The following is a 20,872-nucleotide window of genomic DNA, read 5'->3' as shown; positions in this document are numbered from 1 at the left end:
AGAATTTTGTAAGGAGTTTATTGTAACTTGCTGTGGATAAGTTATCCATAGCCAAATTAAGAAAGCAAGTTGGTTAAAGTTTCTTCAAAATTTTTATTTGCGACACAATTTATATACTAAATAAAGAAGGCTGATTGCTAAAAAAATGGACGATGGGTTTGAATATTTAGATTTATTGATGGCAAATCGACATGCTTTAGCTGGGGGGTTCCGGTTTTTGCAAATGCACGTTAAGGGGGGGGCAATGAATTTTTTTGAGAACCAGCAGTTAAATTAGAAGATTTAGTGTGGGTAGATTCTTCTGGAAAAGAAGTAATTAGTATTCTGGATGCTACATCGATTATTAATGATGCCGGATCTATACAACTTTTCTTTTGTAGCTTTTATCTAAATTATTTAAACAATTGCCTAAAGTTGGCGACACTCCCCCAAACCAAAATTAATTTTCTTCTTTGATGAAGCATATTTATTATTCAAATCGGCCTCTATATTATTATTTAGGAAAAATAGAACAAATGATAGAATAAATGGTGAAATTAATTCGTTCAGTAAGGAGTAGAGTAGGTGTTTATTTCGTAACGCAAAGCCCGCTCGATGTGCCGGAATCTGTTTTAGGAGAATTAGTCAATCGGGTACAATACGCACTACTCACGTTTACACCCAAAGATCAGAAAGCCGTAAAAACGGCGGCGTGAACTTTCCGACAAAATCCCAACTTGGTAACTGAAAAGATAATCATGGAATTAACCGGAAAGGCATTAGTTTCTTTCTTGGATAAATCAGGAACGCCGGAAATGCTTGAGAAAGTAAAGATTCTGCTTCCCAGTTCTTGAGTGGGAAAGTTGACCGATCAAGAACGTTCCACATTTATAGCGACCTCTCCTTTGCAAGGGGTCTATGACCAAAAATTGATCGCGAATCAGCCTATTGAAGTCATTCAAAAAAAAAGAATCGAACAAAAGCAGGCGACGCAAACACAACAGGTTAAGTCTTGCGCCTGTGAAACCTAAAAAATCCCGAGGGTGGCTGCATCAAAGTGTTTCAGAAACCTTATTGAAGTCCACGGCAAGAACTTTGGGGCAGTTAAATGGTTTCTCAAATTATTGGTGGTGTATTAGGTTCGGATCCTGGGCGGCAAGAAATAGTAACTCTAAGACCGCCATGCGAATAGCCACTCCATTTTGTACTTGTTGCAGAATGACTGATTGCTTTCCATCAGCCACTTCAGAAGTCATTTCAATTTCTCGATTGATAGGACCTGGATGCATAACAATTGCGTCAGGTTTCGCTAGTGCAAATTTTTCGGCTGACAAACTAAATAGCTGACGGAAAGTATTTAATTCTGTGAGATTGCTATGCCGTTCTTTTTGCAGACGAAGAGTAACAACCACATCGCTATTAATTAAGCTTGCTTCCAATTCAGGAATTTTTTTAATTCGGGGATTCTTAACCGTTTCTGGTAATAATTGGGAAGGACCCGTGATTCGAATTTCAGGAACTCCCATTATTAATAATCCATCCACTAAGGAGTTCGCTACTCGAGAATGATAAATATCACCAATAATGGTAACGCATAATTTTGTCCAATCGGGTTTATGTTGTTGGATGGTCATTAAATCGATGAGTCCTTGTGTGGGATGTTGATGATTCCCATCACCAGCATTAATAACGATACCCTGTTCTAAATGTTCTGCTAACATCCTCGGCCGATTGTTTTCGGTATGACGAATAACAAAAAAACGCGTTCCCATAGCCTGTAAATTTCGAGCCATGTCTAAAAGCGATTCGCCTTTATTTAAAGCAGAGACTTTAAGATCAGGACTTAGGACGATAGCTTCTAATCGTTTTGCTGCAATTTCAAAAGAATTACGCGTACGGGTACTGGTTTCAAAAAATAAATTAGCGACCACTTCCCCCTTTAATGTGTCAAACACTCGATTTTCTTTGATATTACGAAGAAAGTCGTTTGCTCGTTTCAAAATCAGATCAATTTCATTACGGGTGAGCGATTGCATACCCAGTAGGTGATAAGGAAAATCTTTCTTAACCATTGTCGATTCGACCTACGTTTTCTTGTAACCACTGCTCCAATATGAGCTTGGCGGCATGACTATCAAATTGTTGAGGAAGCTTGACATTTTTTTGAAACTTCTGCTCAAACCAGAATCTTTTGGCTTCAATAGTGGTGAGACGTTCATCTATGGTGTAAACCGGAAGGCCCGATTTTAATTTCAATTTGTTTGCAAATTTACGCGCAGCATGAGTAAGAGGCTGTTCTGAGCCATCCATGTTGTAAGGAATTCCAACGATAAGGACATCGACCTTCCATGTTTCAATAAGCTCTTTTACTTTTTCCCAATCCGGAACCCCCTTTCCAGCTTTTAAAATAGCGACTGGATTTGCTGATTGTGTTAATGTTTGACCTACTGCTACACCAATACGCTTCAGACCAAAATCAAATCCTAATGCTGTGAAATGGGAAAATTTAATGGCGTTCATACCTATTGGGACACGAGGTACAGCCATTCTTAAGCATGACCTACTTGATCAGAAAGTCTTTTGATATCAATGCCAATCAGAGATGCTGCTTTTTGCCATCGCTGTTTTAAAGGCGTTTCAAACAAAATAATTCGATTATAGGGCACAATAAGCCAATCATTGCGAGAAATTTCTTGTTCTAACTGACCAGCTTCCCAACCAGCGTAACCTAATGCAACTAGAAAATTATCAGGACCTTTATTATTAGCAATATCTTCTAGCTTCTCTTTAGAAGCAGATACAGAGAGTTGGACTTTTTTGTTTTTAGCCTGCTTTTCATAAATAATAAAACCATTTTCTTGGTTGATCGGTCCTCCCATTAAGATAGGAAGTTCCCCAATATTGGAGACCGTGAGTTTAATATTCAAATATTCTAGCACGTTACTCAAAGTCACTTGTTGCAGAGGCTTGTTAATAATTATTCCTAGTGCTCCTTTATCGTCATATTCGGAAATATACACAACAGATTGGGTGAAATTAAAATCATTTAATTGGGGCATGGCCACTAAAAAATAATTCGATAAAAAATTTGTTTTTAACATACCAGCGCAAGTATGCGGCGATATTTCCTAGGCTGCAACTCCCTTTTCAATACATCAATAATTTGCGATAATGATTTCATTTTAGCATGGCTGAGGGAAAGCATATGGATCAAATCGCTTCGCGAACTGTTTACACCGATCTTTCCGTTGATGAACTCATTCAGCAGGCCCTTAAAAAAGGTGAGGGTAAATTGAGCTCGACAGGTGCTTTGGCTGTTACAACCGGTAAGCGGACAGGACGCTCTCCTAAAGATCGATTTATTGTCAAAGATGCTGAAACGGCCGATCAAGTTCAATGGGGGAATGTTAATCAATCTATCGTGCAAGGTGTATTCGATCAGCTGTGGAATCGAGCAAATGCCTATCTTTCCAAGCGCCCTATGTATGTATCTCATTTGCAAGTGGGGGCGGATGAGAATTATTTTCTTCCGGTACAAGTAATTACTGAATTTGGTTGGCATAATTTGTTTGCTTGTGATCTTTTTATTCGACCTGATGGCGATTATGCCAAAGGGAAGCCTGAGTGGATTATTTTAAGTGTACCCGGGTTAAAAACGGATCCTGAACGGGATAAAGTAAATAGTGATGCTGCTGTCATAATTAATCTCTCGCAACGTCGCGTTCTTTTGGTAGGCATGGCTTATGCGGGGGAGATAAAAAAGGCAATGTTTACGGTATTGAATTATCTCTTACCTCCTCACGACGTCTTACCTATGCATTGTGCTGCAAATGCTGGTAAATCGGGCGATGTTGCCTTGTTTTTTGGGTTATCGGGGACAGGCAAAACAACATTGTCTGCAGACCCTAATCGATTTTTGATTGGTGACGATGAACACGGGTGGAGCCGTACAGGAGTTTTTAATTTTGAAGGGGGTTGCTACGCCAAGTGTATAGATTTATCTTCAGAACGCGAGCCCATGATCTGGGAAGCCATTCGTCATGGCGCCATTATGGAAAATGTAGTTTTACAAGCGGATGGTCAACCCGATTATAGGAACGCGAGCTTAACCCAGAATACCCGTGCTGCTTATCCCAGAGAACATATTTCCTTGCGTGTCAAAGACAATCGTGGAAGACCCCCAGATTCAGTCATTTTTTTGACGTGTGATCTGTACGGTGTATTACCTCCCGTTGCTTTGCTCACGAAAGAACAAGCCGCGTATTATTTTTTGAGTGGTTATACCGCCTTAGTAGGCAGCACGGAAGTGGGAAGTGTCAAAGGTGTCACACCCACCTTTAGCACTTGTTTTGGAGCGCCATTTTTCCCTCGTCCTCCCACGGTATATGCAGAATTGCTCATGAAGCGAATTGAAGAAACACAATGTCAAGTCTATCTTGTCAATACGGGTTGGACAGGCGGTGCTTATGGCGAAGGAGGTGTGCGGTTTTCCATTCCTACAACTCGTGCCATCATTGATGCCATACTTACTCGAAAATTGAGAAATCAACCTACAGAAAATTTGAAAGGATTTAATTTGGCAATCCCTAAATCGGCTCCCGGTGTAGAGGATAAAATCTTAAATCCTCGCCAAGCCTGGACAGATGTTAGAGCGTACGATATTAAAGCCCTCACGTTGATAGAAAAATTTCGAGAAAACTTCGTAAAGTTTCAAGTAACAGATGCTATTCAAAAAGCAGGCCCGGTAATTGAATAATTTCTTTTTAAATTTGATATAGAAAAATGTCCATAGCAAAAAATATTAGAAATATTGAGCAGAAAATTCGTGAAGCAGAAAAAAAATATGGGCGGGAACATCATTCCATTATTCTATTAGCTGTTAGCAAATCACAAAATATCGATAAATTGAAGGCAGCAATTGCTGGGGGACAAACGCTGTTTGGGGAGAATTATGTGAAGGAAGCCATTACTAAAATCGCCGCTTTACAGAATCTTCATTTGGAATGGCATTTTATTGGAGCTATTCAAGTTAACAAAACGCGTCTTATCGCGACTCATTTTGAATGGGTACACAGCATTTCGCGATTAAAAATTGCGGAGCAGTTGAACCAATATCGAACCTCGGAACAATCTCCCTTAAACATTTGTATTCAGATCAATATCAGTGAGGAGAAAAATAAAAGCGGAATCAGTCTTGTTGATTTGCCAAAATTCGTTGCTGAAATAAATCAATTTAAGCGGTTGCGATTGCGCGGATTAATGACAATTCCAGCTTTTAAAAAGGATTTTAAGGCGCAAAAACACGATTTTGAAAAAATAAAAAATGCTCAACAACAATTAATAGAAGAAGGTTTTTTATTGGATACGTTATCGATGGGGATGACCCACGATTTTCAGGCAGCTATCGCGGCAGGAAGCACGATGGTACGAATAGGTACCGGTATTTTTGGTCCGCGAGATTAAAGCACAATTTAGTTTTTAAAAAGAAATTATGTGGAAGATTGACGCATGAGCATAGCTAACATTACTTTTATTGGTGGTGGCAATATGGCATGCAATATTGTGGTCGGCCTTCTTGCTAATGGATATGATTCTAATCGTATTTGTGTCACGAACCCTACTTCCGATAAGCTCACTTTTTTTCGAGAAAAATGTAAAGTTCGCACGACTCAGAATAACCGCGAGGGCGCAAGGAACGCCGATGCTATAATTCTGGCTGTGAAACCTAATCAGGTTAAAGGAGTATGTGAAGAATTGAAAGACATCGTTAATACGCTTCATCCTCTTATTATCTCTGTAGCTGTTGGTGTCCGGGTTAAATTGCTTCAGAAATGGCTACAAAGCGAGCCAGCCATTGTAAGAGCCATGCCGAACACTCCGGCTTCCGTGGGAGCTGGCGCAACGGCTTTATTTGCTAATGAGAAGGCGACTAAGGAGCAAAGAAATTTGGTGGAATCCATTCTTCGCGCCGTTGGGCTTGTGGTTTGGTTATCTTTGGAAGATCAAATTGATGAGGTAGCCGCTCTTTCTGGTTCTGGTCCCGCTTATATTTTTTTCGTGATGGAAGCTTTACAGGAAGCAGGAGAAGGTTTAGGACTACCAAAAGAAACGGTGCAATTACTGACGGCTCAAACGGTATGGGGTGCTGCGCGGATGTCGTTGGAGGCAGAAGAAGATCTGGTCGAATTGCGTCGATTTGTTACATCTCCAGGTGGCACAACGGAACAAGCGATTAAAGTATTAAAATCAGGCAATTTGCCTGAATTATTTACTAACGTATTAAAGGCGGCTGTTCAGCGTGCTAAAGAATTATCCGTTGAATTAGAGAAGTCGATTTAAAGAAAACGCAGTGGATTGTTTTTCATTTTAACCAACAAGCCAAATCTCCATGTTACGAATGTCATAGATAGTTAACTCAGCGAAAGCGCTCGATAAGTTACGCAATTGCCCCCCTATCCTAATTTAATATTTTATTACTTTCATTTGATATTCTAGGAACAAAAAAATGTGGGCGAACAGTTTCGGAAAGTCTATTTAAATTGTGAGGCGAAGGGTAAGGGTCGTGCTTAAATTTTTCATGAGAATAGATTATGGAGCAGGTGATGAATTGGGTAGTCTATCGCCAGGAAGGTAGTATTGATCGTATCCGGACTACCTTGATTAGAATTATTGAAGGATCTTCAGAAATTTTTCAAGGGTCTATTATTAACTTCTTATTTGAGGAATTTGAGAGAAATTGGACAAGCTACGACATTCAATCATTAATTTTTAGTAAGCTGGAGTTTAGAAAGTGAGGAGACACCAAAAATCTAGCGATTTTTTGGGAAGAGCTAAGATCATTTATTAAAGCAGAAGACTTGGCTCCTTCCATCGATGTAGAAGAAGCTTATAATTGGATAACGACTGTATTGAAGAGCCTATTTCTGCAATCGGAAGATAAATTTAAGCTGATCCAAATTCAGCTTTTTTTTTGATAGAACATATTTTGAAAAATGTGAGAAGTTTTCTCTAGACGAAAATAAACTCCTCTGTTCTTAGGGAGAGATTTATTAACTGTGATGAATTCCAATCCTACCCAAGTAGAGGCTATTTGTTAAAATTATTCATCCTCTATGGCATAGAGCTAGCCTCCGAAATATCTAAAAATGGGCAGGGATGGTTTGAAGTGGATGGTAAACTCATTCGGCATCATCTTCCTGATGTTGAATTGTGGTTAGAGGAAGTCGTCGCAGTGCGATTATAGGATGAAAAATTTTTTCGAAGGCAAAAACGCGTTGAGGCCGAGCGAGGCCAATCCTATTGAACTTCTGCTCCGCAGAGATCTCATAATCTATAGTAAATTTGTTCACAGGCAGACAAGGACTTTTTAGTTTAACTGCGCAGTCTCGACAGGCAGGCTAGCCTTTAGGGGTTTACCCTTCTGAGTCAAGAGCTGAATATTTTAGATGCTCTATTAGTTGAAATGGTTCAACTTCTCATTTATTAGGGAAACCTAATAGACTAGACTAGACTAGACTAGACTAGACGTTTATCTTTGTTTCCAAAAAAAACCGAAAATAGCTTTTCGTGATGGGTCTCAAGAAGAAAAGAAGATTGAAATGGTCAAAATAGGAATACTAACAGTGATGGAAATTTGGATATCTAGAAAAATATTCACAGCATTAGCAGAGATATGATTGTATTTACAAATGCTGGTATATTTTTAATGGGTCTTATTTTTGATCTTTACGTTATTATCCTCATGCTTCGTTTGCTGATGCAAAAAATGGGCGCTAACTATAACCCTGTTTCGCAATTGGTAATTCGCTTAACTAATATTTTTGTTCGCCCTTTGCAGCGTATTATTCTTGGTTTTAGAGGATTTAATCTCGCTATCGTTTTACTGCTGATGGTTTTTGAGCTTATTCAGGTCTTGCTTATATTTGGGTTTCGGTTTCAGGTAATGCCTCATTGGCTAGGATTATTTTTGATAGCAATTGGCTCGTTGGGCAACAAATTTATGAATTTATATTTTTACGCCATAATCATCCGAGTAATCATGAGTTGGTCACCTTTTTTACAGCGCAGTTCGGTTGCAGAAATAATATTTTTGATTACGGAGCCTTTAATGCGTTCGGTACGTCGATTTATTCCAATAGTGGCTGGATTTGATTTTTCGCATCTTTTCTTGTTAGTTTTGTTGCAATTAATTTCAATAATTGTTTTTAATCCTATAATAGAAATAGGAACGCGGTGGGCCTTATAGGAAATAGTTGCTCCATCACCCGGATTCTATTAGGATGTTGTCAAAGGAGATAATTTATGAGCGAATATGTACATTCCACGTTGGATGATAATTTTGACAAAGACGTCCTTAAAGCAGACAAGCCCGTATTGGTGGATTTCTGGGCTGAATGGTGTCAACCCTGCAAAATGATTAGTCCAATCGTAGAGGAAATAGCGAAAGAATATTCTGGTCGTGTTAAAGTGTTCAAGATGAATGTGGATGATAATATGGAGACACCGGCTAAATATGGAATAAGAGGAATACCCAGTCTTTTGATCTTTCGTGAAGGGGATGTGATTGCTACTAAGGTAGGTGCATTGAGCAAATCGCAGTTAGCCGCCTTTTTAGACGAGAACTTGCATTCTTCATGATAAGCCACTAGAATCACCAATATCACGGTGGCCTACCGGTTATAATCCCATCGCTTTTAGGTTTATTCCTAACTATGAATACCAATCGGGATACACCTTTTGAAAGAGGATGCTTGTTCGAAATAACGGGCAAGTCCTAAATCGATTTATTTAAACAACGAAGAGGTTTTATCAATAAGTTATGAACTTAACTGAGCTTAAACAGAAATCAGTTCCAGAGTTAATGGAAATCGCCCAAGAAATGAATTTGGAGTATGTTTCACGCTCCCGAAAGCAAGATATTATTTTTGCGGTTTTAAAATCCCATGCTAAAAAGGGGGAAGACATTTTTGGCGATGGAGTTTTGGAAATTCTCCAAGACGGTTTTGGATTTTTACGTTCCTCTGACAGTTCTTACTTGGCCGGTCCTGATGATATTTACGTTTCTCCCAGCCAGATCCGAAGGTTTAATTTACGTACTGGGGATACGATTTCAGGCAAAATTCGTCCTCCCAAAGAGGGCGAACGCTACTTTGCCTTATTACAAGTTAATGAAATTAATTTAGAGAAACCCGAAGCTTCTAAGGGCAAAATTCTTTTTGAAAACCTAACGGCACTTTTTCCGGATAAACAAATCCAAATGGAAATGGGAAATGGCAGTACGGAAGATATTACTGCTCGAATTATTGATTTGGTAGCACCTATTGGAAAAGGCCAACGAGGTTTAATCGTATCACCGCCTAAGGCGGGTAAAACGATAATGCTACAAAATATTGCCCATTCGATTACCAGTAATCACCCTGAGTGTGTACTAATTGTGCTGTTAATTGATGAGCGGCCGGAAGAAGTCACGGAAATGGATCGCTCTGTAAAAGGAGAAGTGGTGGCCAGCACCTTTGACGAGCCTGCCCTCCGTCACGTCCAAGTAGCAGAAATGGTTATTGAAAAAGCAAAGCGACTCGTTGAGCACAAAAAAGACATAGTAATTTTGCTTGATTCTATGACTCGATTAGCACGTGCTTACAACACTGTAATTCCAGCCTCAGGGAAAGTTCTAACGGGAGGTGTGGATGCGAATGCGCTTCAACGTCCAAAACGCTTCTTTGGAGCTGCACGCAACATCGAAGAGGGTGGTAGTTTGACAATTATTGCAACTGCTTTAATCGAGACTGGGTCCAAAATGGATGATGTGATTTATGAGGAATTTAAAGGCACGGGTAATATGGAAATTCATTTGGATCGTCGAATTGCTGAAAAACGAATATTCCCCGCTATTAATATCAATAGATCGGGTACGCGGCGTGAAGAATTGATGATGAAGCAGGATGTTTTACAAAAAGTTTGGATTCTTCGTAAGATTTTACAGCCTATGGACGAAGTGGCAGCAAGCGAATTTTTAATTGATCGCTTAAAGCTAACAAAAACAAATAATGATTTCTTTGACTCAATGAAAGGCTAAAATACCTCTTTTAGCAACTCTCCTCTTCTAGGTTTGTGGTTGATTGCAGAGTAGTTCAAAATCAAGAGTAGACAAAAATTTTATAATTTGCACTCTGGAAGTCTATTTAAGGTGTTTTTGCCACTTATTTGCCTTCGTTCTCCTTTGGTTGTGGTGATAATGCAAGAAAATTTTTCCTTCCCAGTTTGTAAAACGATGCTTACAATAGGGGTATCTTCTAATGAGAAAGAACACAATAATACAAAGATGATCATTTAATTGGATGGAAAATAAAATTCTTTATCGTCGTTGGGGAACTTCCACTTGTTGTCCGGTATCGACACTACGCTTCCAACTTCTACCATGTTTTACACTTTGTAATACAAAGGAAGCATCGTACAAAGAATTGTTTATCGCTCGGATTTCTCTATTTAAGAATTGGATTAGAAAATGGGACAGTATCAAAACAGAAAGAGAGCCCTCCCAAGACTAAACGGCACATTTTTTTATAATCATCAATCACAACATCCTCTTCAAAAATAAGAAGTATCATCAAAAGAGTCTTAGAAAGAAATACCGTAATTTATGAAGCAATCTGTCCTATATTCAAAACTATGAAGAAAAAGATATGCTTTTTTTCCTTACTGATCACTGGAGGAGTTTTAGCCCAACCTGAAAGATTACTTTTAATTTGTCCTCAGCTTAAAGAAAGAGTTTGCCGTTCCAGTCAAACTGTAAAAAATGCAGATGGTAAATTATGGACATTAGTTATCCAGAATGGGACCTCTGCAAAATTTGGTATTTCTAAATGTGAGCGGTAGCTAATTAAAAAAAACCAACCTAATTCTTACACTTTAACCTGTGAAAGCACTGTTTCAGGGAAAACCATACAAGCTAATTTTATCTCTAAAATATCTGTCTGCTAGGTCATTCCCGACGTGAAATATCAATTAATTGGTTGTTTTTTTTAAGCGAGAATAAGTTTACCTGGCTCACTAGAATAAGATCGGCCACTGGTCGAAGGCTTGGTACGTTTAGTGAAAAATCATTGATTCGAGCAAATAATTGAGAAGAAGTCCCTCCATCTAAATTGAGGGCATTGTAGCAATCCAATTTTTTTAACAAGATGGCCAATTGGGTGGGTGTTAATAATAAATTAAGATCAGTAATAGCGATAATTACTTTTCCCGATTTTGTAATGCAGAGTGAAGATCGTTGAGCCAATCGCTCCTGAAGTTTTAAGATCTGACCATTAATAATTAGTCGAGGAGTAGCTTGAATAGCAAAATTAATTTGTGGAGAAGGAGAATAATTTTGCGGACTGACAATCCGGGCCTGATTATTTTTAATTAAAAAAATTCCCCACCATTTTATGGGTCGTAAGGGACTCAATGTTTCTCCGTTACTAATTCTTAGTCCAAGAGGGTGTAAAGTGGGCGTAAAGAATCCACCATTTATAGCAATAAAAACTTTATGAGGTTGTGTCCATTGATTAGCAAAAAGAGAAGTTTGTTTTAAATCCTTTGCTCTTATTATTTGAAAATTATAGCGATTTAAATCAATTTTAAAAGCATATATTTTTTCTATAGACTGAGAATAGGAAGGATTAACAGCCGTATATTCAATACCTGCAGTTAAACATTTAAATTTTGGAATTTGCACAGGAAATCCAGCCGACACATAAAAAGATAACCATACTGAAAAAGCGAAATGAATTCATAATTAATTTCTAGATATTTCCAAAGGCTAATGCTTTTCGATAACAATCTAGAGCAGTATTTTTTTGGCCTTGTTCCTCGTAAATTCTCCCTAATTCTTGGTAAGCGGCTGGTGTAGGTGCTAATTTAATACTGCTTTGAAGATAATCACGAGCTTTGCCTAAGAATTTTTCTCGGAGGCTTAATCTTCCCAAGCAAAGGAATAATTCTGGCTCCTTCGGGTATTTTTTAAGCCATAATTCAGCCGTTGCTAATTGTTTAAATTCTTTAATAGGGCAGGCTAAACCATAAGTCGTAACCAGAGCTGGATTCCATTGTTTTTTGAGTATGTGTTCAATTAAGGGAATAGCCCTGTCTGCTTCACCCAGAGTTATTAAATAGCGTGTATAGGGTTCAATTAAATCAACGTCTTGTTGAAAATGACAAGGCAACGACTCCCATGCTTTAATTAAAGGTTGCTTACCTTTTTGGTAAGCTTCAGCGAGCAAATTAATATAAGTTTCTTTTTCTAAAGCAGCTAAAGTCTCGGGAGGTTCCACTTTAAATTTTCGTAAACCGGGAAATAAAGGGCGCAAATTTTGCCAATCTTGAAGTTTTAAATAGACTTGTTTTAATAATTTTAATGTATATTCATGATGAGAGTCTTCTTGATCTAAATGCTGCAAGGTAGCGAGTGCCTGTTCCCACTGGTGGTTACAAATTTGTAATTGTGCTTGAGTAAGACCTACAGCAATAGCAGACCCCTTAGTAGTCGTATGAGCCAAGCGTAGATAATTATCTCGACGTTCATAAGCCTGTTTGGCATTGGCGGCCTGAGCCGCGGCCAAATAATTAATAAGAGGACTTCGAATCATCTTGGCCGATTTTGTTAAAGTCTGTTCGGCGCGCTGCCAGCGTCCTTCGGCAAGCTCACACAAGCCAGTATTAGTGAGATGACGTCCGCGTCGATAAAGCCGCATTTTCCGCCATCGTTGCATATTCTTTGAAAGATGAGTAGCGTGGCTGATTAGACGAAATATAAAATAAAGAAGAAGAAAGAGAACAATCAAAGAAATGAGAGCTACCCACAAGGTTGTCTCAATACTCCAATGACGGTAAGTGATTAATATGTAGCCGGTATCTTGAGCCATTTCCAGCCCTAGCCAAAGTGACAATAAAAGAAGAAGAAATAATAAAATTAAAAATTTCATGTTTTTTTTTCGGGAACCGAAGTATTAGCGAGTGCGAGTGCCTGTAAGGACTTCAAAGAGGGAAGCGTAGGTTCAATATCAACCGCATCTAAAGTTTGTATTCTTTTAATAAGCGCAGCTGTTTCGGTTTGATTAGAATCATACTCAGCCAACCATTGAATGGCAGAACTTAAACTTTTTTGATAGAGCGAAGAATTTTTATTGATTAGGGCCCATTGGGCTTGAGTTAATTTTAATTGGATGTTTTCTTTTAAAAACAAGGTTTGCTGAGGTTCCAATAAAGGTGAAGTAGGATGATCGATGCGCCGAATGACAAAGAGTTTCTTTAAACCACCCAGATTATATTTGAGTTTCTCCCACCAATTTTTTTCTTCTGGAGTAGGCTCAGTTTTCGCCGGTGTTGTTTCAGAGAATTCCTTAGAGGGAAGCAGTGATAAATTACCTACGTCGATTTTTAATTGATCTAATTGGTCAGAGAGCTTCGTTACTTCAACGGGCGCACTGGCAGAAAGAGTGGTAATATCTTGATCGATCGCTTCCTTTAATGTAACGAGGCTCTCTTGGGAGGAGGATTTTAATTGTTGTCGTGCCATTTTCAGTAATTGAAGAGCGACGGCAGAATCCTTTTCAACCAGCAAGTGGATATTGGCTAAACGAATTAAGTAAGCTGCTTCAGAAATGTTTTTTTGAGAAGTAGCCTCAGTGAATTTTTGAGAAAGTTGAGCAATGTCTGCCTGGTTAGCGTTAAGGGTTGCTTGCATTGGTGCTTGCGATTGTTGCAAATCGGTTCTCAGTTCAGCTAGTTGACGTTCAAATTGATGGGTGTTGAGGTGGCGCCAAATAGCGATACTTGAGCCAATACCTATACCTCCCAAAGCTAAAATAAGTGCAATTACACTGAGCAATAAACCAGTGTTCCGTGGAGGGCGGCGCGGTTTCAGCTTTTTAGTCAAGTCGTTTGAAGTAAACGTCTCAGGCACGGCTTTTCCTTATTGAAAAAGTAATTTGAATTACCTTAAATTAAGGTATCTGTTTTTGCAATATTTCGATAATGGCTTTTTCCGTAGGATTCTCCGCCATAATTACGTAATTAAAGCTATAAAAATGGCAGTATCATGCATCTCCTCGCTGATGACTAGTAAGGAAATGCTTTGTAGCTATTGCCAGTGTGAAGAAAATAAAACCTTTACGTTCTGAAGACTTTCCACACTCGTAGATACTATAGCATGAATGGATTTCTTAGTTAAAGTTTTGATTATTTTGCGACCTATCTAAAGGCTTTCCCCCGGTAACAAAAAATTAGAAACGTCTTTCCTCCACACTCTCTTAATTTATGCTTTAAATAAGGTCAGGTGTTTTCTCCACAAAAGAAAGTTATAGTTTTTCCGTGAATATCTTTTTTAGAATAGATAGAATAGATAATTTCAGAAGGCTTTGGCTACTATATTTTTTCGAAAGCGCATTTACAGAAATTCCTCGTTTATACAATGCGTTAGCTGTTCCTGGTCCAATAGCTATTATTTTTTGATTGGCTTGAAAGCTTAGATTGGGAGCATATCTTACAGCATTGTCGTTTAAAAATAAGATAAAGTCGCTGGAAAAAAGATTTGCTGGATTGTTTTGGGTCTACCTTTAGCGGTTTTATAATCAGCGTAGGAAATAAAATCACTTTCCCACCCATTTTTTTAATGTCATTTTTTAGTTTTTTCGCTTGATCTTTAGGACGAGTAATGACTATAGTCTTATCTTTTTAATCGATTGTTTCGCATAAAGCTCTATTTTCCATGCTGCATAAGCAGGTATTTCGTAAGGATGAAGGCGCATTAATTCTTCGATTACAGCATGTAAATGCTGATCTTCACAAACCATCTCTACCAAATATTCTTTAACAGTTTCAATTTGGTCCTGGCTGCCTACATAGGGGTGACTCCCTTTCAGAGGACGATATTGTCCCACTCCCAAGGTTTGCCACGCACAGCAATCGTAATCGCCAATTCGCCCGGCCCCTTTTGAAAATAAGGCATTTTTGATCTCGTCTAAGTGTTCTTCAGGAACATAGAAAGTGAGCTTGTACATGGTAAATTCCTCGTGAATAAAGTGTTTTGTATTATATAATCAGATTAATGGGAGCGGAATGGTATTAGTGATCTAAAATTTCTTGGAACTTATAATAGAAATTTTCCATTACTTCGTAAGCAATTTGTCCTGGTGCTGATTTTGCCTCTTCCAGAGAGGTGAAGGTTAAATACCCCCCTAATAGCGGTGCCAATAATCGGGTCGTTTTTCCCTGTTTGCCCATGCCAAGAACAATCATATTTTCGTTTTCTTTTTTATTGAGTAGTAATTGAAATAAAGTTTTAACATCAGTTTGGCTATTCGTCATAACTGCAAATTTTAGAACATCGGGCTTAAAATCCCACATATGCGCTGCAATAGTTTTGAGCTCTTTGAAATCTGGGGTTTTTTTAAAATTATGATAAGAGAGAATAAATTTAGCTTTTTTATTTTGAATAGTAATTTTATTTGCAAGGTAAAGATCAATGTCCAAATAATTAAATCCGAGATTATTTCCCACTTGTAAAATTTTATTTTGCTCTTCCAAAGTGCCTTGGAATTTTCCGCCATCCTTTTTAGCGCGGCAGCATAGGATAGATTTTTTATTGGTATTTGTAGCAATAACATCTAACATTTCTGGGTTTATATCTTGAATGAAGTCCACACGAAGCTCTATAAAATCAGTCAGATTTTGAGCTTTCTCGAGTTGCAATAAAAACGATTCGAGAGTTAGCCCAATTACCGAGACACAGATCTTTAAGTCGCTCAACATTTTTGTTTTAATTCTGCCAATATCGAATCAGAACCTTGCTTTAAGAGTTCTTGAGCAGCTTGCAAACCAAGAGTTTACGCCTCTTCGGATTTGCCCTTAACTGTGTAGTATCAGAGAACCAAAGAACCCTCCAGCTTTCCTATCATAGCAGAGAGAGAAAAATCTTCGTTATTAAAGATTCCATCCGCTGCAATGGGAGTGAAGCAAACGCCCCGAGTTTGTAGTTAACAGCTTGTTCTGAAATTATACACACTGCCGTGTTTTTTTATCGTCCAAGGGTTTCAATAATAAGTCATGAATTTGGGCATCTTCCTTACGACATTCCACACCAATAGCTACTTGTCCAATAGCCGGTATAAATTTCCGAACATCGAGATACTCACTAATACGATTTTCTAGCTGCAATCGTTTTTTAATCCTGCTGCTGCTAAAATGATGGTGTCGTAATATCCCTCGTTTAGTTTTGCTAAACGTGTTTCGATATTTCCCAGAATATTTCCAATTTTCGATTTAGATTGGATTCTCTTTAATTGACAGTGTCGTCGTGGGCCCGATGTGCCGATAATAGCTTGAGGTAGCAAATCAGTTAAAGAATTAAATTCATTGGTGACTAAAACATCTCGGGGATCCTCGTGGAGTAGAAAAGCCGCGATGATTAACCCGGCTTTATTTTGTACTGATAGGTCTTTAAAAGAATGGATAGCAATATCAGCCTCTTCGTCAAGCAAAGCCTGTTGTAAGTCCTTAACGAAGAGATCTTTCCCGCCACTTTGGGCTAATGACCTTGTTAGGCAGTCGCCTTCCGTAGTCCGCCCGATGATAGTGAAATGAATGCTAGAATTATTTCCTTTAAGTTATTGTTTTAAAATTTCTCCTTGCCGCAGTTCCAATAGACTTTTCAGCTGATAATGGTGATTTTCTTCTACTGATCATCAATTGTTTGCGCGACTTAGTTCATCTAACAATAAATCTTTGCGTTCCCAGAGAAAATTTAGCCATTTCTGGAAATAACGACGAAAATCGCGATCTTCATAATAATCACCGATAAGATCAGCAGCTAAGGGTAACAATTCATAATGAATGGTGATAGTAGAATGGTCACCGCGAAAATATTTCCATAAGGTGAGTGGTTGGGAATAATGGATGGTCACATTTAAAATTCCACTCAATTCCTTTTGCAATTCTTTAATAACGATCGCAATCCCACCTGATTTCGGCTTTAACAAATGCATATAAGGAGAAGATTGGCGTTGCTGCTTAGCAATCGTAAAACGAGTACCTTCTACAAAATTCATTACTGTGGTTGAGAATTCTTTAAATTTTTCACATGCTTTTTTTGTGGTTTCTATATCTTGTCCTTTCAATTCTGGTTGTTTGCGAATTGCCTGGGGAGAATACCGGCGAACGAAAGGATAACCCAAAGACCAACAACTCAGACCGAGTATAGGCAAGCTCCATAGCAGTTCTCGTTTCATAAAAAATTTAATGACGGAAATTTTATGACCGAATGCGCGTCCGAGCACTAATATATCAAGCCAGGTTTGATGATTGCTAATTAAGAGATACCATTTATTAGGATAAAGATCGCCTTCGCCTTCAATTTTCCAGCGATGACGGCGCACACTTAGGAATTTACCAGAAGTAATGGCCCAGAGAGTAGGAAAGAATAAAGCAATTTTCATTACCGCCCGATACCAGGACTTAACCGGCATGAGTCGAGCTAGAAGACCAAAAATAAGCGCAAATACTCCTAAGATAAAAGAAGGAATGATATAGAGAAAAATAAGAAAAAGTCCTAACGGAGAATTAAAGAAACGCCACATTCGCTAAATCCTTCTTCTTAAAACCCCATTTCTTCTTGAATAGCGCTGTTCTTTAATTGCCTAGCTTGTTGATAAACATCGCCGACTTTTGGTTGAGCTTAGGGTTTAAAAATACATTGGTATTGATTAGATGCCTTACAATTGGTTTAACCACCTAAATTTTTACTCCACTTCCCGCCAGTAGGTTGCATACACAAGCAGCTTGTATTCCAAGGCGATGGGGAATGTCATTTTTTCGTTAGAAGCATAAAGGCAAGTGATATTTCCTAGGTTTACCCCCTGCCATTGGGCCCCTAAAAATTTATCTATATGAGTGGCAAAGGAAGCCGCATAACTTAGCCAACCGTTTTTCGTAAACCAAACCATTTTCCGAGAATCTTTTTGAAGATTGCTTATTTGGGGGCAACTGAGATAACCGGAGGACAATCCATTGGCAGGTGTTCGGGATGCTGGGTCTGCGGGACTGCTATTGTGGGTGGGGGAAGCCAGCACCATTTGGGAAAAGACAGCAAAACCAACGATACAAAGGATAGCAGGTAGTAATTTCACGACAAAATGCTCAGTTTAATTTTTGTTCATGTATTATAAATCTATCTTCTCCAGGATTGAAGTGGAAACTCCTAAAGAATGAGGAAACATTGAAGTTCCTCGGGGTTTTATTTATGTTGTCTTAATGAGATTAGTTTTGGTTCCTCCCTTTCCCTCTATTCGCCTGGGGGTAACTAATTTCTTTAGTGTAACAGATATTCATTTTGATCCATTTGATACATGTGAAAGCAAAAAGAGTATTTGTCCTCTGATTGTTAAATTAAAAACAGCCCTGCCGATCAATGGACTGTTTTTTTTTGAACAATATGAGCCAAAAACGTTATCTATCTATCTATCTATCTATCTATCTATCTATCTATCTATCTATCTATCTATCTATCTATCTATCTATGGTCAAGATACAGATTACGCTCTTTTTACGCTCTTTTAAAGTGGACACTCAATGAATTGGAAATGCTAGGAGCACAAAATCAGCCTTCTTTTGTGTTCCTGATAGGTGACTATCTGGCGAATGATTACAAAGAGAAATATACACTCTATTCGGAGGATTGGATTCCTCCTTTAAAGGATATCAATCTTTTGTTCAGAAAACGATGCAGTTTTTAACAAATGAGTTCCACACTACCTTTCCAAAAACGCCCATTTATCACCTGCTATAGGTAATAATGATTCTTATGGGGAAGACTATTATTCCAAACCGGAAGGAGATTTTTATAGTGATATGGCTAACCTCTGGTCGTTTTTTTTTGATGAGTGCGGCGAATCGGGCGAGTTTTCTTCAAACCTTTCCCTATGCGGGCTATTATGAAATTATGCCTCCCGGGTCCTCCTAATAAATAATAGAAATAGAATTTTAGTATTAAATTCCGTGCTTTTTTCGGAAAAAAGCTACAGCCCCCATGTTGTGGCTGCCGTTCAGGAGGAGTTAAAATGGCTCAAAGAAATACTTTCCCAAGCGGTTCTCGAACGTCAGTGGGTTTCGGGTGGTATTTCATATTCCCTTTGGAATTGATGTTTATAAAACGTTGACTTCGGGAAAGACAACGTCTTTATGGTAACCTGATTATCTACGACAATTTATCTCTTTTATGTCTGAATATAGTTCCGTGATTGAGGGAATCTTGAGCTCTCATCTTCATATGGACAGGTTTTCTCTAGTGAGAAATAATTTAAATGAAGACATTTTTGATAGCTACATTCCTCCAATAAGTCCGCGATTTGGCAATAATTCCGGATTTAAAGTATTTCAATACGATGTCAGCAGTTTTGATGTGGTTAATTTTCATACTTATTATTTGCTTATTAATAAAATATTTCTTCTGCCGATCAACATTGGCAAGTTTTATATAGTTTTAACAAAAAATACCAACCTCAGTGTATGCACTGTTATTAATTAACAGAATGGAAAAATTGCAGCGAACCAATCCATTAGTTCAATTCTATAAAGAATATTATGCAACGGGTACGGACGGACAACCTATCGAAAGGGATCCAAACGCATGCTCTTAATTATTGGTGTGCCATATTTGTGCCATATTATTGGTGTGCCATCCACGAGTTCAACATTCCGGATTATGACACTTGTATAGCTAGGCCAATAGCGAAATTACATTTCTACTATTCCGCAATGAATGCGTGTAAAAGCACCACACTCTTACAATCGAGCTACAATTACAATGAACTGGGTATGGACACGCTCTTATTTCTTGCTGCGATTTAGTGATCGTGATGGAGAAAGTAAAATCAGTACGCGAGTTGGTTTAGAGGCCGAAGCTTGCACATTTCAGACAAAGAGTAATTTATTTGAAATTATTTCTGCTAAATTAAAAACAAATCCGAACATTCATTTTGTTTTAGTTGATGAATCTCAATTTTTAAAAAATTACAGGTGAAAGAATTATCTTTAGTGACCGATGAATTGAATGTTCTCATTCTAGCTTATGGGATTCGAACCGATTTTCAAGGCGAACAGTTTGAGGGCAGTCTCTATCTTCTGGCATGGGCAGATCTGGGCAGATCTGGGCAGATCTTTTAATTGAAATAAAAACTATTTGCCACTGTGGTCGCAAGGCTACAATGAATTTACGTATTGATGATGAAGGGAATCCTGTTTGTGAGGAGAGAGCAAGTCGAAATTGGCGGTAATGAACCCTATATAGCCACTTTTCAGAAGCATTTTTAGTTAGGACAAGTCTCTAATTGCCTCAGCTGAAAATTTTCTGGTCTAATATAATTGGAGTATAAATACCACATAAAGGACTTTTTATCATGGCTAGAAAATATGGCAAATCTACACAAAAAAGAAGTTAAAAAGAAATGCACAGTTACAAACGGGGAAAGGTTCATAGTAGTCCTAAACACAAAAAAGTAAAAAGTCGAAAACAAGCGATTACTATCGGCTTGTCGAAAGTGCGTAAAAAGGGAGCTAAAGTTCCCAAGAAAGCGGAATCGCGACAAGCTTGTGTACATTCCTTTATTTTATCATCCCCGATAGCTTCGCAGGATTGGGCACAAGCTTCACAAACTTCGGTGCAAGTTTGGCAGATGGATTTTTAAAGTTTAGAATTATGCGTCATGAAGTCGGCGCTTGTTTGACAGATTTGAATACAGTCCATTATCATACGTAGGTGGCTTAGTTCAGTGTTCTTACCACCTTCCTGAATACAATGATTGTATAATATTTTTGGCATATATGGCGACAATTCCAACAAGCTTTTAACATAAGCTTTTCT

24 protein-coding genes and 2 pseudogenes are annotated in these 20,872 nt (G+C 38.3%); 13 read left to right on the top strand and 13 right to left on the bottom strand.

What is annotated here, in order from left to right; all coding sequences use genetic code 11:
* Positions 1–442: 442 nt before the first annotated feature.
* From CleRt_RS13675 to CleRt_RS12795, 3 genes and pseudogenes are all read left to right on the top strand, one after another.
* Positions 443–559 (top strand): hypothetical protein, encoded by a 117-nt coding sequence (locus CleRt_RS13675; RefSeq protein WP_306686875.1) that lies wholly within the window; start codon positions 443–445, stop codon positions 557–559.
* Positions 528–833 (top strand): annotated as a pseudogene (locus tag CleRt_RS12800) (helicase HerA-like domain-containing protein). Before CleRt_RS13675 ends, CleRt_RS12800 begins: the two are co-directional and overlap by 32 nt.
* 9 nt (positions 834–842) lie before the next feature.
* The gene (locus tag CleRt_RS12795; RefSeq protein WP_235379050.1) at positions 843–1,010 is read left to right on the top strand and encodes a DUF853 domain-containing protein; all 168 of its coding nucleotides are present in this window, start codon (positions 843–845) and stop codon (positions 1,008–1,010) included.
* A 90-nt stretch (positions 1,011–1,100) separates the two neighbouring features.
* On the opposite strand, the gene CleRt_RS08115 is transcribed toward CleRt_RS12795, so the two are convergent.
* From CleRt_RS08115 to CleRt_RS08105, 3 genes are read right to left on the bottom strand one after another with little or no spacing between them, the layout of a single operon-like run.
* Positions 1,101–2,051: an aspartate carbamoyltransferase catalytic subunit gene (locus CleRt_RS08115; RefSeq protein ID WP_048875734.1), complete on the bottom strand. Its 951-nt coding sequence runs from the start codon at positions 2,049–2,051 to the stop codon at positions 1,101–1,103.
* Positions 2,044–2,499 (bottom strand): Holliday junction resolvase RuvX, encoded by a 456-nt coding sequence (ruvX, locus tag CleRt_RS08110; RefSeq protein ID WP_048875839.1) that lies wholly within the window; start codon positions 2,497–2,499, stop codon positions 2,044–2,046. Before ruvX ends, CleRt_RS08115 begins: the two co-directional genes overlap by 8 nt.
* A gap of 29 nt (positions 2,500–2,528) precedes the next feature.
* Complete coding sequence (locus CleRt_RS08105; RefSeq protein WP_048875733.1) at positions 2,529–3,080, bottom strand: YqgE/AlgH family protein; 552 nt, start codon at positions 3,078–3,080, stop codon at positions 2,529–2,531.
* A 104-nt stretch (positions 3,081–3,184) separates the two neighbouring features.
* Here CleRt_RS08105 and CleRt_RS08100 point away from each other — a divergent pair, with 104 nt between their 5' ends.
* From CleRt_RS08100 to rho, 8 genes are all read left to right on the top strand, one after another.
* Entirely contained in the window at positions 3,185–4,735 is a 1,551-nt protein-coding gene (locus CleRt_RS08100; protein ID WP_048875732.1) for a phosphoenolpyruvate carboxykinase, read from the top strand.
* A 26-nt stretch (positions 4,736–4,761) separates the two neighbouring features.
* Positions 4,762–5,442, top strand: coding sequence for a YggS family pyridoxal phosphate-dependent enzyme (locus tag CleRt_RS08095; protein WP_048875731.1), 681 nt, complete (start codon positions 4,762–4,764; stop codon positions 5,440–5,442).
* 45 nt (positions 5,443–5,487) lie between these two features.
* Complete coding sequence (gene proC / locus CleRt_RS08090) at positions 5,488–6,318, top strand: pyrroline-5-carboxylate reductase (RefSeq protein ID WP_048875730.1); 831 nt, start codon at positions 5,488–5,490, stop codon at positions 6,316–6,318.
* A gap of 251 nt (positions 6,319–6,569) precedes the next feature.
* Positions 6,570–6,773: a hypothetical protein gene (locus CleRt_RS10605; RefSeq protein ID WP_100623470.1), complete on the top strand. Its 204-nt coding sequence runs from the start codon at positions 6,570–6,572 to the stop codon at positions 6,771–6,773.
* A 296-nt stretch (positions 6,774–7,069) separates the two neighbouring features.
* Positions 7,070–7,222, top strand: coding sequence for a hypothetical protein (locus tag CleRt_RS10515; protein ID WP_157870937.1), 153 nt, complete (start codon positions 7,070–7,072; stop codon positions 7,220–7,222).
* Positions 7,223–7,651: 429 nt separating this feature from the next.
* On the top strand, positions 7,652–8,224 hold the full coding sequence (locus CleRt_RS08080; protein WP_048875728.1) for a YggT family protein: 573 nt from the start codon (positions 7,652–7,654) through the stop codon (positions 8,222–8,224).
* 56 nt (positions 8,225–8,280) lie between these two features.
* Positions 8,281–8,616, top strand: coding sequence for a thioredoxin TrxA (trxA, locus tag CleRt_RS08075; protein ID WP_048875727.1), 336 nt, complete (start codon positions 8,281–8,283; stop codon positions 8,614–8,616).
* Between the two features lie 181 nt (positions 8,617–8,797).
* Entirely contained in the window at positions 8,798–10,054 is a 1,257-nt protein-coding gene (gene rho / locus CleRt_RS08070) for a transcription termination factor Rho (protein ID WP_048875726.1), read from the top strand.
* 906 nt (positions 10,055–10,960) lie between these two features.
* On the opposite strand, the gene CleRt_RS08060 is transcribed toward rho, so the two are convergent.
* The 10 genes from CleRt_RS08060 to eirA form a co-directional block, all read right to left on the bottom strand.
* Complete coding sequence (locus tag CleRt_RS08060; RefSeq protein WP_235379048.1) at positions 10,961–11,695, bottom strand: phosphodiester glycosidase family protein; 735 nt, start codon at positions 11,693–11,695, stop codon at positions 10,961–10,963.
* 67 nt (positions 11,696–11,762) lie between these two features.
* Positions 11,763–12,941 carry a heme biosynthesis protein HemY gene (locus CleRt_RS08055; protein WP_048875724.1) on the bottom strand — a complete coding sequence of 393 codons (1,179 nt, stop codon included), beginning with the start codon at positions 12,939–12,941 and terminating at the stop codon, positions 11,763–11,765.
* Positions 12,938–13,921: a uroporphyrinogen-III C-methyltransferase gene (locus CleRt_RS08050; protein WP_162198832.1), complete on the bottom strand. Its 984-nt coding sequence runs from the start codon at positions 13,919–13,921 to the stop codon at positions 12,938–12,940. Before CleRt_RS08050 ends, CleRt_RS08055 begins: the two co-directional genes overlap by 4 nt.
* A 394-nt stretch (positions 13,922–14,315) precedes the next feature.
* Positions 14,316–14,528 (bottom strand): hypothetical protein, encoded by a 213-nt coding sequence (locus CleRt_RS14460; RefSeq protein WP_371440276.1) that lies wholly within the window; start codon positions 14,526–14,528, stop codon positions 14,316–14,318.
* A gap of 147 nt (positions 14,529–14,675) precedes the next feature.
* Positions 14,676–15,017, bottom strand: a complete 342-nt coding sequence (cutA, locus tag CleRt_RS08045; protein WP_048875722.1) for a divalent cation tolerance protein CutA — start codon at positions 15,015–15,017, stop codon at positions 14,676–14,678.
* Positions 15,018–15,081: 64 nt separating this feature from the next.
* Positions 15,082–15,768, bottom strand: coding sequence for a type I 3-dehydroquinate dehydratase (aroD, locus tag CleRt_RS08040; protein WP_048875721.1), 687 nt, complete (start codon positions 15,766–15,768; stop codon positions 15,082–15,084).
* Between the two features lie 243 nt (positions 15,769–16,011).
* Positions 16,012–16,173 carry a hypothetical protein gene (locus tag CleRt_RS13670; protein ID WP_306686704.1) on the bottom strand — a complete coding sequence of 54 codons (162 nt, stop codon included), beginning with the start codon at positions 16,171–16,173 and terminating at the stop codon, positions 16,012–16,014.
* Positions 16,164–16,601, bottom strand: a complete 438-nt coding sequence (locus CleRt_RS12790; protein ID WP_371440275.1) for a hypothetical protein — start codon at positions 16,599–16,601, stop codon at positions 16,164–16,166. The genes CleRt_RS13670 and CleRt_RS12790 overlap by 10 nt, the downstream gene beginning before the upstream one ends.
* A gap of 99 nt (positions 16,602–16,700) precedes the next feature.
* The gene (yihG, locus tag CleRt_RS08030) at positions 16,701–17,591 is read right to left on the bottom strand and encodes a 1-acylglycerol-3-phosphate O-acyltransferase, YihG family (RefSeq protein WP_048875720.1); all 891 of its coding nucleotides are present in this window, start codon (positions 17,589–17,591) and stop codon (positions 16,701–16,703) included.
* Positions 17,592–17,753: 162 nt separating this feature from the next.
* On the bottom strand, positions 17,754–18,140 hold the full coding sequence (gene eirA, locus CleRt_RS08025; protein ID WP_157870936.1) for a T4SS-associated protein EirA: 387 nt from the start codon (positions 18,138–18,140) through the stop codon (positions 17,754–17,756).
* Between the two features lie 1,597 nt (positions 18,141–19,737).
* Here eirA and CleRt_RS08020 point away from each other — a divergent pair.
* Positions 19,738–20,322 (top strand): annotated as a pseudogene (locus CleRt_RS08020) (thymidine kinase).
* Positions 20,323–20,456: 134 nt separating this feature from the next.
* Positions 20,457–20,696, top strand: a complete 240-nt coding sequence (locus CleRt_RS12785) for a DUF6496 domain-containing protein (RefSeq protein WP_048875719.1) — start codon at positions 20,457–20,459, stop codon at positions 20,694–20,696.
* The last annotated feature ends 176 nt before the right edge of the window (positions 20,697–20,872 follow it).

It is taken from the genome of Candidatus Coxiella mudrowiae (genome assembly GCA_001077715.1).
GTDB lineage: Bacteria > Pseudomonadota > Gammaproteobacteria > Coxiellales > Coxiellaceae > Coxiella > Coxiella mudrowiae.
This window is presented reverse-complemented; position numbering and strand designations above follow the sequence as displayed.